General features: G+C 49.1%; 11 protein-coding genes. 7 read left to right on the top strand and 4 right to left on the bottom strand.

Translation table 11 applies throughout. The annotated features are described in order from the left end of the window. Window positions 1-4: 4 nt before the first annotated feature. From nusG to rpoC, 7 genes are all read left to right on the top strand, one after another. A complete protein-coding gene (gene nusG, locus BSZ32_RS13070) occupies window positions 5-577 on the top strand; it encodes a transcription termination/antitermination protein NusG (RefSeq protein ID WP_105043820.1) in 573 nt (190 codons plus the stop codon). Between the two features lie 81 nt (window positions 578-658). Beyond that, entirely contained in the window at window positions 659-1,087 is a 429-nt protein-coding gene (gene rplK / locus BSZ32_RS13075) for a 50S ribosomal protein L11 (protein WP_105043821.1), read from the top strand. Window positions 1,088-1,258: 171 nt separating this feature from the next. Continuing rightward, a complete protein-coding gene (rplA, locus tag BSZ32_RS13080) occupies window positions 1,259-1,960 on the top strand; it encodes a 50S ribosomal protein L1 (protein ID WP_105043822.1) in 702 nt (233 codons plus the stop codon). A gap of 21 nt (window positions 1,961-1,981) precedes the next feature. Then, window positions 1,982-2,488 (top strand): 50S ribosomal protein L10, encoded by a 507-nt coding sequence (gene rplJ, locus BSZ32_RS13085; protein ID WP_105043823.1) that lies wholly within the window; start codon window positions 1,982-1,984, stop codon window positions 2,486-2,488. Between the two features lie 138 nt (window positions 2,489-2,626). Further along, window positions 2,627-2,998 carry a 50S ribosomal protein L7/L12 gene (gene rplL / locus BSZ32_RS13090; protein ID WP_105043824.1) on the top strand — a complete coding sequence of 124 codons (372 nt, stop codon included), beginning with the start codon at window positions 2,627-2,629 and terminating at the stop codon, window positions 2,996-2,998. A gap of 233 nt (window positions 2,999-3,231) precedes the next feature. Next, on the top strand, window positions 3,232-7,191 hold the full coding sequence (rpoB, locus tag BSZ32_RS13095) for a DNA-directed RNA polymerase subunit beta (RefSeq protein WP_105043825.1): 3,960 nt from the start codon (window positions 3,232-3,234) through the stop codon (window positions 7,189-7,191). A gap of 79 nt (window positions 7,192-7,270) precedes the next feature. Next, entirely contained in the window at window positions 7,271-11,431 is a 4,161-nt protein-coding gene (gene rpoC / locus BSZ32_RS13100; RefSeq protein WP_105043826.1) for a DNA-directed RNA polymerase subunit beta', read from the top strand. A gap of 214 nt (window positions 11,432-11,645) precedes the next feature. Here rpoC and BSZ32_RS13105 read toward each other — a convergent pair whose 3' ends face one another. The 4 genes from BSZ32_RS13105 to BSZ32_RS13120 form a co-directional block, all read right to left on the bottom strand. Further along, complete coding sequence (locus BSZ32_RS13105; protein WP_105043827.1) at window positions 11,646-12,137, bottom strand: hypothetical protein; 492 nt, start codon at window positions 12,135-12,137, stop codon at window positions 11,646-11,648. A gap of 416 nt (window positions 12,138-12,553) precedes the next feature. Next, on the bottom strand, window positions 12,554-13,930 hold the full coding sequence (locus BSZ32_RS13110) for a DUF1501 domain-containing protein (protein WP_105043828.1): 1,377 nt from the start codon (window positions 13,928-13,930) through the stop codon (window positions 12,554-12,556). A 23-nt stretch (window positions 13,931-13,953) separates the two neighbouring features. Next, window positions 13,954-14,355 (bottom strand): DUF1553 domain-containing protein, encoded by a 402-nt coding sequence (locus BSZ32_RS13115; protein ID WP_105043829.1) that lies wholly within the window; start codon window positions 14,353-14,355, stop codon window positions 13,954-13,956. Further along, window positions 14,349-15,578 (bottom strand): DUF1553 domain-containing protein (locus BSZ32_RS13120; RefSeq protein WP_165788839.1); only part of this gene is annotated, 1,230 nt, incomplete at its 5' end. The genes BSZ32_RS13115 and BSZ32_RS13120, both read right to left, overlap by 7 nt.

The following is a 15,578-nucleotide window of genomic DNA, read 5'->3' on the forward strand; positions in this document are numbered from 1 at the left end:
TCAGATGCCAACAATTCCATCAGCTAAAAACCAATGGTACGTAGTCCATGTTCTCTCCAATCAGGAGATGCGCGTGCGCAATCGTATCTTGCGTCAAGTGGAGGCTGAAGAAATGGGTGATAAAATCTTTGAGGTTCTTATGCCTACGGAGGTTATCTCGGAGGTTAAAAAAGGCAAAAAGACTGAGCGCAAGAAGAAGTTTTACCCAGGCTATATCCTAATCAACATGTATCTCCTGACTGAAGACGATCAGTTGGTTGAAGACACATGGTACTTCATCAAGGAGATGGACGGTGTGATCGGCTTCGCCGGCACAAAAATCCGACCAATTCCAATGCGTCAACGTGAAGTTGATGCTATGTTGGCTCAGATCAAGGAGTGCGAAGAGTCCGTTCGTCCAGCAGTTGTCTTTGATGTCGGTGACTCTGTCTTGGTTAACGATGGCCCGTTCCAGAGCCAGAATGGTATTGTTGAAGAGATTGACGTAGAGCGCGGGAAAATCCGTGTCGCAGTCACAATCTTTGGTCGCTCTACTCCGGTTGAGCTTGAATTTTGGCAGGTCGAACAAGGCGAGTAAGTCCTGCATTGCAGAGTGGGGGATGTCCTCATCTGCCAAACACATCGCAAATAATCATTAACTACTAACCTATAGCAAATTATGGCTAAGGAAATTAAACAAGTTCTCAAGCTCCAGATCAATGCTGGACAAGCAAATCCATCTCCACCAGTAGGCCCAGCACTCGGGCAGGCTGGCGTAAATATCATGGCTTTCTGTAAGGATTTCAACGCTGCTACACAAAAGCAAGCGGGTGATCTTCTTCCAGTAGTTATCACAGTTTACAAGGATGCATCATTCACATTCATCACAAAGCAGCCACCGGCAGCAGTTCTTATTAAGAAGGCAGCAGGCATAGCTTCTGGTTCTGGTGAGCCAAACAAGATCAAGGTTGCTCACCTCACGAAGGCGCAGCTCATGTCAGTTGTTGAACAGAAGATGGTTGACCTCAACGCCAACGATCCTGAAGCAGCAGCAAATATCATCGCGGGTACTGCTCGTCAGATGGGAATCACTGTTGAAGGCTACTAGGCATTCATAGAGTGAGTTTTCACTGAAATATACAATTTAAGCACGCAAGTGCTTGACAAAGGGGGCTCCATCTGCGAGTCCCCTTTCCCCGCCTATGTGTGTTTAACGTCTAGGTGGATTAATCGCAGGAGAGGCAATCGCCTCGAAAGTACTGCAAAAATAACTAAAACAATGGCAAAGCGTAGTAAACGTTACAATCAAGCTGCAGAATTGGTGGATGTCACCAAGACCTATAGCCTCGTTGAAGCTGTGACTCTTCTCAAGAAGTTTCCAGCTCCTAAGTTCGACTCCACAGTCACACTCTCATTCGCACTCGGAGTTGATCCGCGTAAGAGTGATCAGATGGTGCGTGGCTCAGTTTCTCTCCCACACGGTACTGGTAAGAAAGTACGTGTAGTGGTATTCGCTACTGGCGATGCAGCAAAGGCAGCTGAAGCTGCAGGTGCTGATAAGGTCGGTATGGATGATCTCATCAAAGAAGTTCAAGATGGCTTCACTGACTTCGACATAGCAATCGCAACTCCAGACGCAATGGCTTCAGTCCGCAAGATTGCCCGAGTTCTCGGACCACGTGGTCTTATGCCTAACCCAAAGACAGGCACAGTGACAAACGACACGGCAAAAGCAATCGACGCAGTGAAGGCTGGTCGTATCGATTACAAGATCGATAAGAACGCCAACGTTTCTGCTGCTATCGGTAAAGCTTCATTCGATGATGCTAAACTTGTTGAGAATGCTCAGGCACTCGTAGACAGCCTAGTTAAGGGTAAGCCAGCATCCGCTAAAGGTAACTTCATCAAAGCTGTTACTGTTACATCTTCAATGAATCCTGGTGTGAAGCTTGACTCAAGCGTGTTCGCCCCAGCTGTATAATTTAACCAAGGAACCATCATTATGAATCCTAATAAATCTTTCATCATCGACGAACTCTACGAGCGAGTGAACGCATCTCCGTTCGTTATCGTTGTAGACTACACTGGTACATCTGTACCTCAGTTCTCACTTCTTCGCGACAAGCTTCGTGATTCGGGTGCTGAGTGTCACGTGGCTAAGAACACCTACATGCGTGCTGCTTTGACAAAAGCGGGTCTTCCTGACCTTGCTTCTGATCTCATCGGCCAGACCGCATTCATCACTGGTGACAATGACGTGTGTGCTGCTGCTCGTGCTGTTAAAGAGTTCGCTAAAGATGCGGCTAAGAAGGACGTATTCAAAGCAGGTATCCTCGACGGCGACGCCCTCGATGCTGCTAAGCTTACAACGCTCTCCAGCCTTCCATCACGCGATGCGCTTCTCAGTATGCTCCTCGGAGTCATCAACGAGCCTGGTACACAGATCGCTCGTGTGCTTAACGCAAAATTCAATCCTGACGCTGACTCCGCTGACGAGTCTGCTGAATAAACAATCTGAACTGATAGTGGCGTAGGGTAACTTACGCTACTTGATAACCAACCTTGGTTCCTCGTCGGACCTCCGGTCTGGAGAACTGAAATGCCCCTGATGCTCAGGGCGCGACGAAACCTAACTAAATATACAAATATGGCTGACCTAGAAAAAATCGCTGAAGAACTCGGCAAACTTACTGTAATCGAAGCTGCAGAGCTCGTTAAAAATCTCGAAGTAGCATGGGGCGTTTCCGCCGCTGCTGCTGTTGCCGCTGGCCCTGCTGCAGGTGCTGGTGAAGCTGCTGAAGAGCAAACTGAATTCTCAGTTATGCTTGTTGAAGTGGGCGCATCCAAAATCGGAGTGATCAAAGCCGTTCGCGGTATTGCATCTGGCCTCGGTCTTGCAGACGCTAAGAAGCTTGTTGAAAGCTTCCCTGTTGCAATCATCGAAGGTGTCGACAAAGACGCTGCCGCTGCTGCAAAAGCTACTCTCGAAGAAGCTGGCGCAAAGGTCGAAATCAAGTAATTCGATCTATTTACTTACGAGGTGGCTCCGTTCTGACGGAGTCACCTTTTTGCGCCTCCTTGATCGGGGCTCAGATTTTAAAGGATTTTAAAGTTTGAGCTCTGGTCAATGATGAGTAGGTGAAAGCAATTTCAGCTGCAAATCAATGACAGACAAAGCATCCTAAAACCAAGTTCGCTCGAATCGGAAACGGTATCGGGCTTTAACCGCCTAAATAACACTAGTACTCTACCATGGCCGAAAGACGCTACTTCGGAACAATCGATGAGGTTATCGAACCACCCAACCTTATCGAAGTTCAATCCAAGTCCTACGAGGACTTCCTACAAAAAGATGTGCCTGCTACGCAGCGCATAGAGACCGGCTTGCAAGCCGTACTCCAGGAAGTTTTCCCAATCAAAAGTTACGATGAAACAATCGAGCTTGATTTCAATGCATATGATATCGAAGACCCGAAGGCTACCGCCCTCGAGGCGCTTCAAACCGGAGAGAGCTTCAGTGCTGCACTCTATGTTACCTTCAAATTGAAGGACGAAACTGGAACGAAGAAAGAGCGTGTCTACATGGGTGAACTCCCAATGATGACGCGCCGTGGAACATTTGTGATAAACGGAGCTGAGAGAGTAATCGTTTCCCAGCTGCATCGTTCACCAGGTATCTGCTTCGAGAAATCTCTCCACCTCAATGGTAAAGAGCTTTTCAGTTTCCGCATCATTCCTGACCGCGGTTCATGGCTTGAAACTCAGTTTGACACCAACGACCTTCTCTACGTTTACCTCGATCGCCGTCGTCGTAGAAGAAAGTTCCTTGCTACTACTTTCCTTCGTGCTCTTGGCTACCCAAGTAACCGCGAACTCTGTGAGCAATTTTACGCAATCAAGTCAATCAAGCTTACTGAAGAAATGGACGAAGAGGAGCTATCCTCAATGGTTCCATTTGACGACATCCTCGATGGTGAAGTTGTTGTGGCAAAGCGCTACGAGCCACTTTCAATCGGTGTTGTTCGCCAGCTTATGGCTGTCGGTATCAAGAAGATTGAAGTGCTTGATTCACGCGAAGACGAGATTCTTCTCAAGTCTCTTAAGAAAGACCCATCTCACGATGAAGAGTCCGCACTTAAAGATATCTACAAGAAGCTTCGTCCAGGTGATCCACCAACAGCTGCGAACGCTAAGGCTCTCCTTAAGCGCCTTTTCTTTGATCCTAAGAAGTATGACCTCACTCGTGTGGGTCGCTACAAGATCAACCAGAAGCTTGGTGTCGACGTGGATTCCCACGAGCGCACCATGGTTGGTGAAGACTTCCTTCACGCAGTTAAGTACATTCTTAAGCTGAAGACAGGTGAAGGTGTGCTCGATGATATCGATCACCTTGGTTCTCGTCGTGTGCGTGCAGTAGGTGAGCTTCTTGCGAACCAGTGCCGTGTAGGTCTTGCTCGTACTGAGCGCCTCGTGAAAGAGCGTATGACTCTCTTTGATGTTAATATTGAAGGAATGACACCACAGAAGCTCATCAACCCTAAGGCTCTCTCAGCGGTTGTACGTGACTTCTTTGGTCGTTCCCAGCTTTCCCAGTTCATGGACCAGACTAATCCGCTTGCAGAGCTGACGCACAAGCGTCGTCTCTCCGCGCTTGGACCTGGTGGTTTGAACCGTGACCGTGCAGGTTTCGAAGTTCGAGACGTGCATCCATCTCACTATGGTCGTATTTGTCCGATTGAGACTCCGGAAGGTCCAAACATTGGTCTTATTAACTCAATGTGTACCTATGCTCGTATCAACGAGTTCGGTTTCATTGAGACACCATACCGCAAGGTAACTAAAGGTAAGGTTTCAAAGCAAATTGAGTACCTCACCGCTGACCAAGAGGAGGAAACTAAGATTGCTCAGGCTAACAACCCAATCGACAAGGCTGGCAATTTCCTCAATGAGCGAGTCACAGCTCGTGAGAGCGGCGGTGAGTTCATCGAAGTAAGCCCACTTGAAGTTAGCTACATGGACGTTTCACCTAAGCAGCTCGTTTCAGTTGCTGCAGGTCTTATCCCATTCCTTGAGCACGACGATGCTAACCGAGCTCTGATGGGTTCAAACATGCAACGTCAAGGTGTGCCACTTCTTATCTCTGAAGCCCCATTCGTAGGGACTGGTCTTGAAGCTAAAGCCGCGCAGGATTCCCGCGCTGTGGTAACTTCCGAGTCCGAAGGTGTTGTTGCTGCTTCCACAGGTGAACTTATCGTTGTTACTAAAGACGGTGAACTTCCTGTGACAGACGAGCAATTCCTCTCTGATAACGCATCCGTTGTTACTGACTTCGATAAAGGAGTATTTGTTTACCCTCTTCGTAAGTTCATGCGCTCAAACGCAGGAACATGCATGAACCAAAAGCCTATCGTCCACCGTGGTGATAAGGTCAAGATTGGTTCTGTACTCGCAGACGGACCGAACACTGAAAATGGTGAGCTTGCTCTTGGTCGTAACGTTCTCGTGGCATTCATGCCTTGGAACGGATACAACTTTGAGGATGCTATCGTCATCTCTGAGCGTGTTGTTAAAGAAGACGTTTACACATCTATCCACATTTCTGAGTACGAGTGCGCAGCACGCGACACTAAGCTCGGACCTGAAGAGATCACACGTGACATCCCGAACGTAGGTGAAGAGGCTCTTAAGAACCTCGACCACGACGGAATCGTTCGTATCGGTGCTGAGGTTGGTCCTGGCGACATTCTTGTCGGTAAGATCACTCCTAAGTCTGAAACTGAACTCGCTCCAGAAGAGCGTCTTCTCCGCGCAATCTTCGGTGAGAAGGCTGCTGACGTGAAAGACACTTCACTCCGTGTACCGTCTGGTACTATCGGTATCGTTCAGGATATCCGTATCTCCACACACGGCCTCGCACGTCGTAAGGGTGGTGACATGGATTCTGCTGAAATGAAGAAGCAGCTGAAGAAGATCAACGACGACTACAAGAAGAAGAAAGATGGCCTCACTGATCAGCTCACTGAGAAGCTTTCTGACATCCTTCTTGGTGAAAAGATCCCACTCGACGTTGTCAACGCACAGTCAGGTGAAATCATCATCCCAGCAAACCGCAAGATCACTAAGACGCTTCTCCGTAAGCTCGCGGCGATCCATGATCACATCGAAATCGATCCATCACCGATCCGTAACAAGATCCTTGAAATCATTTCTAGCTTCGAAGGCCGATTCTCTGAACTCGATACCGACCGTGAGCGTCGTCTCGACCAAATGGAATCTGGTGACGAAGTCGATCCAGGTGTCATTAAGGAAGTAAAAGTCTATGTTGCCAAAAAGCGTAAGCTTTCTGTAGGTGACAAGATGGCGGGTCGTCACGGTAACAAAGGTGTTGTCGCGATCGTCGTTCCTGAAGAAGACATGCCATTCCTTCATGATGGTACTCCGGTTGATATCTGTCTCAACCCGCTCGGTGTTCCATCTCGTATGAACGTCGGACAGGTTCTTGAGACTCACCTCGGTGTCGCTGCCAAGGCGCTCGGGTTCAACGTAGCTACTCCTATTTTCGATGGTATTCCTGAGGCCGCAATTTGGGACTTCATGAGTGAAGCCAAGAAGATCGACGGTATGAAAATGATCGGAGATGGATCAGGTAAAGCGCGTTTGCGTCGCCCTGAAGAACCAATGCAGCCAGGATCCACATGGATTGGTGACGGCAAGGACGGTTCTACCGGTGGTAAATCTACTCTTTATGATGGACGCACTGGAGAAGCATTCCACCAGCCAATCGTGGTGGGCCAAATCTACATTCTGAAGCTAGGTCACCTTGTGGCTGATAAGATTCACGCACGTGCAGTTGGTCCATACTCACTCGTTACCCAGCAGCCACTCGGTGGTAAAGCTCAGTACGGTGGTCAGCGATTCGGTGAGATGGAAGTTTGGGCACTCGAAGCATACGGTGCTGCCTACACACTCCAAGAAATGCTCACAGTGAAGTCTGACGACGTTCAAGGACGTACACGCATCTATGAGGCAATCGTCAAAGGCGATAATAACCTCGAAGCTGGTACCCCAGAATCGTTCAATGTTCTTATGAAGGAGATGATGTCACTCGGTCTCGATGTTCGTCCTGGTAGGGGACTTAAGAAAGATGACTCTGACAGCTCTCCAGGTGATTTCGGTTCTGATGATTTCTCACTCGACGATCTCACACTGTAATCAACACGAAACATGCACCGCTCTCGGGCGGTGCTTATCCCTAACAATAATTAACGAATACCTATAATTACTTTATAATATGAGTGTTGAAACAAATCTACGCGAGCTTTTCGGAGTCGACAAAAAGCCAGAGTCATTCGATCACGTAGCCATCACTGTTGCTAACCCGGAAACTATCCGCGGTTGGTCAAAAGGTGAGGTGAAAAATCCTGAAACAATTAACTACCGTACTTTCAAACCTGAAAAGGGCGGTCTCTTCTGTGAGCGCATCTTCGGTCCTACTCGTGACTGGGAGTGTGCTTGCGGTAAGTACAAGCGAATCAAGCACAAGGGCGTTGTCTGTGACCGCTGTGGTGTTGAGGTGACTCTTTCTCGCGTTCGTCGTGAGCGTATGGGCCACATCGAACTTGCTGTGCCAGTAACACACATCTGGTTCTACAAGTGTATGCCATCACGTATCGGCCTTATGCTCGATATGTCAGCACGTCACCTTGAGCGTGTTATCTACTACGAAGACTTCATCGTAACCGAGCCTGGTGATACACCTCTCGAGCGTGGCCAGCTCCTCACAGAGCTTGAGCTTCGCGATGCTGAAGAAGACTACGGCGAGGAAACATTCCGCGCAGGCATGGGTGCAGAAGCTCTCCGCGACCTTCTTTCTCAGGTTCAGCTTGCTGAGCTCACTGAGAAGCTCCAGGAAGACATGGAGAATACGCGTTCGAAGCAGACAATGAAGAAGCTCTCTAAGCGTCTCAAGCTTACACAAGGCTTCCTCACATCTAAGACTCGTCCTGAGTGGATGATCATGAGTGTGCTGCCAGTGATACCACCGGACCTTCGTCCATTGGTTCCACTTGAAGGTGGTCGTTTTGCTACATCTGACCTCAACGACCTCTACCGTCGTGTGATCAACCGTAACAATCGCTTGATGAACCTCCTCCAGTTGAAGACTCCAGAGGTTATCATCCGCAACGAGAAGCGCATGCTTCAAGAAGCTGTGGATGCTCTCTTCGACAACGGTCGTCATGGTCGTGCAGTGACAGGTGCGGGTAACCGTGCGCTCAAGTCGCTCTCAGACATGCTTAAAGGTAAGGGTGGACGTTTCCGTCAGAACCTTCTCGGTAAGCGAGTAGATTACTCCGGTCGTTCTGTGATCGTTGTTGGTCCTGACCTCAAGCTTAACCAGTGTGGTCTTCCTAAGAAGATGGCACTCACCTTGTTTGAGCCATTCATCATCCGCCGTCTTAAAGAGCTTGGCTACTGTCACACCGTGCGCTCAGCGAAGAAGATGATCGACCGCAAGACTACAGAGGTTTGGGACATCCTAGCTGAAGTGACCAAGGGTCACCCTGTGATGTTGAACCGTGCGCCTACTCTTCACAGACTCTCTATCCAGGCATTCGATCCTGTGCTTATTGAGGGATCTGCGATCCGTGTGCACCCACTCGTATGTACAGCCTACAACGCTGACTTCGATGGTGACCAGATGGCTGTTCACGTTCCGCTTTCAATTGAAGCGCAACTTGAGTGTCGCCAGCTATTGCTAGCGACTAACAACATCTTCTCTCCTTCATCCGGTAAGCCGATTACGACTCCTTCTCAGGATATCATTCTTGGTAACTACTACCTCACCTACAGCCGTACTCGTACAGCAGTAGAGATCGAAGCTGATAAGGAGAAGCACATGCCACTCTTCGAGAACACGACTGAAGTTGAGTTCGCGATCGCATCACGCAAGCTCAGTTACCACACTCTCATCCGCCTCCGTAACCCTGACCTCGATAAGAAGACAGTTTACGGTGATAAGGACAGCAAGATCATTGTAACCACACCTGGTCGTGTGCGCTTCAACGAGATCTGGCCTGCAGGTGTTGGCTTCATCAACTTCAATGTTGGTAAGAAGCAGATCGGTGACGTCATCTGGCGTTGTTACCAGTGTGTCGGTAAGGACGATACAGTTATAGCTCTTGATGCTCTCAAGTCCCTCGGGTTTGCAGAAGCGACTCGCTCTGGTACTTCCATTGGTCTTGTCGACATGGTGATTCCTGAAATGAAGGGTGCAGAACTTAAGAATGCTTACGCTGAGATTGATAAAGTTGAGAAGCTTTACCGTAATGGTGTGATCACGAATAACGAGCGCTATCAGAAGGTTGTTGATATTTGGACACATGCTACGGATAACATCGCGAATGCGGTTTACCGTCAGATGGAGCACAAACGTGGAGAACTACTCCCGAATCCGCTCTTTATGATGGTTGACTCTGGTGCTCGTGGTAACAAAGCACAGATTAAGCAGCTCGCAGGTATGCGTGGTTTGATGGCTAAGCCATCTGGTGAGATCATCGAACGCCCAATTACTTCGAACTTCCGTGAAGGTCTTTCAGTACTTGAGTACTTCATCTCCACTCACGGAGCTCGTAAGGGACTTGCGGATACAGCGCTTAAGACTGCTGACTCCGGTTATATGACTCGTAAGCTCGTCGACGTGTCTCAGGACGTGATCATCAACGAAAGCGACTGTGGTACTGTCAATGGCATTACTGTAGGGCCAATCTTCGACGGTGATGAAGAAGTAGCGACGCTGCCAATGCGTATCTACGGACGCACATCATGTGAAGAAGTTAAAGATCCTATTTCAGGTAAAGTGGTCGTCAAGATCAACGACATCATTAATGAAGATCAGTCAATTTCAGTCGAGAATATCGGCCGTCAGAATCTCAAGATTCGTTCAGTACTCACTTGTGAAGCTGAGCAAGGATGTTGTGCTCACTGTTACGGTCTCAATCTCGCTTCAGGCGTGATTGGAAATCAAGGCGAAGCAGTCGGAATCATCGCTGCTCAGTCAATTGGTGAGCCGGGTACACAGCTTACAATGCGTACATTCCACGTTGGTGGAGTTGCTACATCCTCATTCAAGCAACCAATCATCAAGTCAAAGGCTGCAGGTACTGTTGTCTACAAAGACCTAAAGACAGTAAAAGATGCAGATGGTAACTGGGTTGTACTTAACAAGAAAGGTTCTGTTTCTATCCAAGATAAGAGCGGCCTCGAAGTTGAAGAGCACAAGCTCATCATTGGTTCTATTATCTCCACACAGGATGGAGCTAAAGTGAAGAAGGGTGAAGCCTTCGTTACTTGGGATCCATACAACGTTCCGATTCTCACAGAGAAAGCTGGTAAGGTTGAATTCCGCGACATGATCATCGGCATTACAGTTGTCAATGATACTGATAAGGAAACTGGCCAAAAAGGCATGGTTGTCACTGAGCACAAAGAAGATCTTCACCCATCCGTTGTGATTGTGGACGAAGCAACTTCCGAAGTTCTTGCATCCTACCCGATTCCAGTCGGCGCTCACCTATCATTGGCTGAAGGTTCAATCGTGAGTGGTGGTGTCCAGCTTGCTCGTACTCCGCGTAAAGCTGAGAAGACTAAGGACATTACTGGTGGTCTTCCTCGTATCGCCGAGCTTTTCGAAGCTCGCCGTCCGAAAGATGCTTGTACGATCTCTAAGATCGACGGTGAAGTTTCCTTCGGTCCTAACGTTCGGGGTAAGAAGAAGGTGATCGTGTCTAATATCGAGTCTGGTGAGTCAGCTGACCACCTCGTCCCTATGGGTAAGCACGTGATCGTTGTTGAAGGAGATTTACTCAAGGCTGGTGATCAGATCACTGAAGGCCCGGTTGCTCCTGAAGACCTACTCGAAGCATGTGGAGCACAGGAACTCCAGGAACACCTCGTGAACGAAGTTCAGGAAGTTTACCGAGTCCAAGGTGTTGAGATTAACGATAAGCATATCGAAATCATCATTCGCCAAATGCTCCGTAAGGTGAAAATTACCGAGACCGGTGACACTGACTTCCTTTGGGGAGACCAGATCGACCGCACAACCTTCAATCGAGCAAACCGCACAGTGGTTGCTCAGGGTGGTAAGCCCGCTGAAGGTGAAGCCGTTCTTCTTGGTATCACTAAGGCATCCCTTGAGACTGATTCCTTCATCTCAGCTGCTTCATTCCAGGACACCACACGTGTTCTTACAGAAGCAGCAACACTTGGCCGTATTGATACGCTCCAAGGCTTCAAGGAAAACGTTATCATGGGTCATCTCATCCCAGCTGGTACAGGATTCAAGACACACAAGAGCTCACGTTTCGAGTTCACTGTCGAAGAGCCTGAGCCAATTGTTGAAGAGCCTGTCGATGAAGTTGGCGAGCCAATCGTCACTACTGAGACTGCCTAGTTGGCACAACCTCTAGAAAATCATTCAGCCCGTCATCGCTTCTAGCGATGACGGGCTTTTTCGTACTAGGATTGCATGGGCTCGACACAGCATTGCTGCAGACCCGACTTGATGAGTGCCACCAGTGGCATTAGTCAAGTCAGCACGAAGAAACAGTTTCTACCACGAATATGCTAGTTTTTTAGGGGGGATAGAGCGCTCCGTGGAGATTGGTTTACTTGAAGTTTTTGAGCACTTCGAAATTAAGTCCTTTGAGTACCTCAAGAACTTGCTGTTCATTGAGGTTACGCGTGTTGCTGATCTGGATGAAAAACCTGTTGTTGTAGATCATGATCACGGACTGGTCTTTCTCTTTGAACATGAGCTTGGTACCATTGACTCGTCGAGTTTGTAGTCCCATGGCTGATGCCATTTGTGGGTTGTTTATGTAGCTGCCAAATTGTGCCATGAGCGGGCTATCGAGAGCGAGCTGCACTCGGCAGCGTGCATTGCCATTGGTGTATTGGCGGTGTAACATAGTCCCAGCAGCATTGTAGAGAGCGTTATCGACTTTTGATTTTTCTCCTTTTAAGTTTCCAATAGTATCGGGGAAGAAGGGTTTTAGAGTTTCGGACTTCTTCTGGTTTACGTAGACAATAGCCTGTTGGAGTGATGACGTCGCTTCACCATAGGCGCCTTTTTCATATGCTTTCACAGCAGCATCCATTTCTTCCGTGGTTTAATCTGCTACCATTACAGGAGAGAGGCATACTGTCAGAAGTAGTGTGAGGTATCTAATTTTCATGGATTCTAGGGATAGTTTTCCTAGTGTCATACTACTGTCAGTGTTGGCGCTGCAATGGCAATCAAAGGAGGCAACAGGGTAACCTATATGAGCTAATCCAAGCCTATATGAGGGCGTTTAGATTCGAAATTTGTTTGGTTTACTGAATGACTAACCAGTGATGAGTATCTGAACTCACGTAGAAAATTGTAGATTACACAAAAAAGCACCGGCCAGTGATGGCGCGGTGCTTTTTAAAGGATATTCAGCTAGAAGGTTGACCCTTACTGTTGTTTTACGCAGCCCACCTTTCAGCAGCACGTCTTTAGCTAAGAGAATGGCAAGGACTATAAACTAGCTTAAGAGAGGATTTGGCTGATGATTTTGGATGGTTCTACACCCGTGAGTTTATGGTCGAGCCCTTGGGCTTTGAAGGTGAAGCTTTCGTGTTCGAGACCAAGCAGGTGGAGGATGGTGGCATGCAAGTCGTGGACTGAGACTGGGTCTTTGACGACTCCGTAGCCTAGTTCATCGGTCTCACCGTGGACGGTTCCCCCTTTGATTCCACCACCAGCGAGAAATACTGAGAAGGCTTTGATGTGGTGGTCGCGACCACTTCCCTGAGCCATCGGCGTACGGCCAAATTCACCACCCCATATGACGAGAGTCTCATCGAGCATGCCGCGACGTTTGAGGTCGCTGAGTAATGCTGAGGTGCCTTGATCGACAATCTTTGCAGTTTTTGCGATGTTCTTTTTAATGCCGCCGTGGTGATCCCAACCGCGGTGGTAGAGCTGGATGAAGCGTGTGCCGCGCTCGGCTAGGCGGCGGGCGAGTAGACAGTTAGACGCGAATGATCCGTCACCAGGCTTGCAGCCGTAGAGGTCGAGAGTTTCCTGTGATTCGTCCTTGGTGTCCATGAGTTCAGGGACTGAGGCCTGCATTCTGAAAGCTAGCTCGTATTGTTCTATGCGGGTAGCGACTTCGCGGTCGTTTGTCTGTTGCGCCTTGATCTGATTGAGCTTGTTTACTGCGTCGATCAGTTTGCGTTGGTCAGTTGACTGGATGCCATTTGGGTTGCTGACGTAATGGACTGGGTCTCCGGCCGATTGGAATTCGACTCCTTGGAGGTGGCCGGGGAGGAAGCCGTTGCTCCATTGTTTGGATGAAATCGGTTGACCCTGACCACCACCAGTACTGGTGAGTACTACGAATCCGGGTAGGTTCTGGCTCTGGCTGCCGAGGCCGTAGAGGACCCATGATCCCATAGAGGGGCGGCCCGGGATGATTGATCCCGTATTCATGAAAGTGTGCGCGGGGTCGTGGTTGATTTGCTCTGTGTGCATAGAGCGTACCAGCGCGATGTTGTCAGCATGCTTTGCTATGTTCGGGAAGAGATCGGAGATTTCCATTTGGCTTTCGCCGTGTTTGGAGAAGTCGTGCTGAGCCCCCATGCACTTGAGAGCTCGGCCTTGGAGTTGGGCTAGTTGTTCACCTTTGGTGAATGATTCTGGCATGGCTTTTCCATCCATTTCGCGCAGCTTCGGTTTGTAGTCGAAGGTTTCTAGGTGAGAGGGTCCGCCCGCCATACTGAGGAAGATGACGCGTTTGACTTTCGGTTTGAAACTGGTAATGCCAAAGGTGAACTCGCTGCCGAAGAGGTCGTTGAGAGCTATTGAGCCCAGACCTGTGAGTCCTTGGGCTAGAAAACTACGGCGTGTGGTTTGATTGAACATAGAAAATGAAGTGAGTGAGCGGCTTAATAGCGGGTGATGCTCTCGTGGAGGTTGAAGAGCACGCGGGCAACTGAGGTGGTGGCTGCGAGTTTTGCTGGATCTAGATCTGCTGCGACTGGGCTAGCACCAACGTTGACGAAGTCTTTGGCAGCTTTTGGGTTTTTGCTGAAACGCTCAAACTCTTGTTGGTAAAAAGTGTCTAGCACTTCCATTTCGCGACCCGAGGGAGGTCGGCTGAGGCAGGCGAGGTAGGCTCGCTCGATGATTTTTGTGTCTCCTTTGTTGAGGAGATTTTCAGCAAAGACGCGGGCGGCTTCTAAAAAGCTGGGGTCGTTGAGGAGATTTAGAGACTGCAGAGGAGTGTTAGAGTCTGTTCTTTCGGTGGTACATTCTTGGCGAGAAGGAGCTCCGAAGTTCTTCAACATAGGGTGTAGGAATGTGCGTTGCCAGTGGGTGTATACGCCTCGTCTGTATTGGTCACTGTTGTCAGATGGTTGGTATTTTCTGCGAGGGAAGTTGAGGTGGCGGTAGTAGCCTCGGGTTGATACGGGCGCACGCTTGGGCCTCCCACTTTGGGGTTGAGTAGTCCTGAAACAGCTAGGGCGTTGTCGCGGATGAGTTCGGCGGGGAGACGGAGTTGGCTCTGGCGTGCTAGTTGGCGGTTGTGCGGGTCTAGTTTCAGCAGCTTAGCATTGGGGGTGCTGGCTTGTTGGTAGGTGCCGGATAGAGCAATTTTTCGGACTAGTGGTTTGATTTTCCAGCCGTCACCCATAAAGCTGATTGCTAGGTGGTCGAGCAGCTCTGGGTGGGAAGGGAATTCTCCTTGGAGTCCTAAATCACCAGTGTTGCGTGAAAGTCCGATGCCGAAATACCGTTGCCAGAGGCGGTTGACAAAGACGCGAGCTGTGAGTGGATTGTCTTTGCTTACGATCCATTTGGCGAGGTCTAGCCGGGATTTGTGCTCGATACGTTTTCCGCCAGTTAAGAACTGAGGTGGGCTAGGCGTCACGATTTCACCAGTCTCGTCTTGCCAGTTTCCACGGTTGAGTACGCGGATGGTGCGCGGCTTAGCTGAAATGGTGGCTGGCACAGTGTTGGTGATGGATTTATTGAATTTCTCTCGCTCGCTTAGTAGGGATTCTAGCTTTTTGGTTTTGGCTGGGTCGTTGGCTTTAGCTAAGGACTTTTTGGCGTTAGAAATCTGCTGGTCAAACGCTTGGAGTTTCTTTTTTTGTTCAGCATTAGGGAGGCGATAAAGTGGCCCTAATTTAGGGAATTCAATGCCTTGATCTGCCCATTTTTTAATATCTTCTTGGTAGTGGCCATGGCTGTTGTAGGCGCCTTTTTCAAGGATATCAGAGAAGTAGGCGGCGAAGGAGTAGAAGTCTTTGGCGGTGAAAGGATCGAACTTGTGGTCGTGGCACTCGCAGCATGCCATGGTGGAGCCAAGCCAGGCAGAACTGGTGGTGCGGACGCGTTCCGCTTGGTATTTCTTTAGGTATTCTTTATCCTGAATGCCACCTTCGGCAGAGATCTGAGCAATCCGATTGTAAGCTGCCGCTACTTTTTGTTCTAGCGTGGCGTTGGGGAGTAGGTCTCCAGCTAGTTGTTCTATGGTGAATTCGTCATACGGTTTATCGTTGTTTGA

This window comes from Rubritalea profundi, from assembly GCF_002954445.1.
In the GTDB taxonomy this organism is placed as follows: domain Bacteria; phylum Verrucomicrobiota; class Verrucomicrobiia; order Verrucomicrobiales; family Akkermansiaceae; genus Rubritalea; species Rubritalea profundi.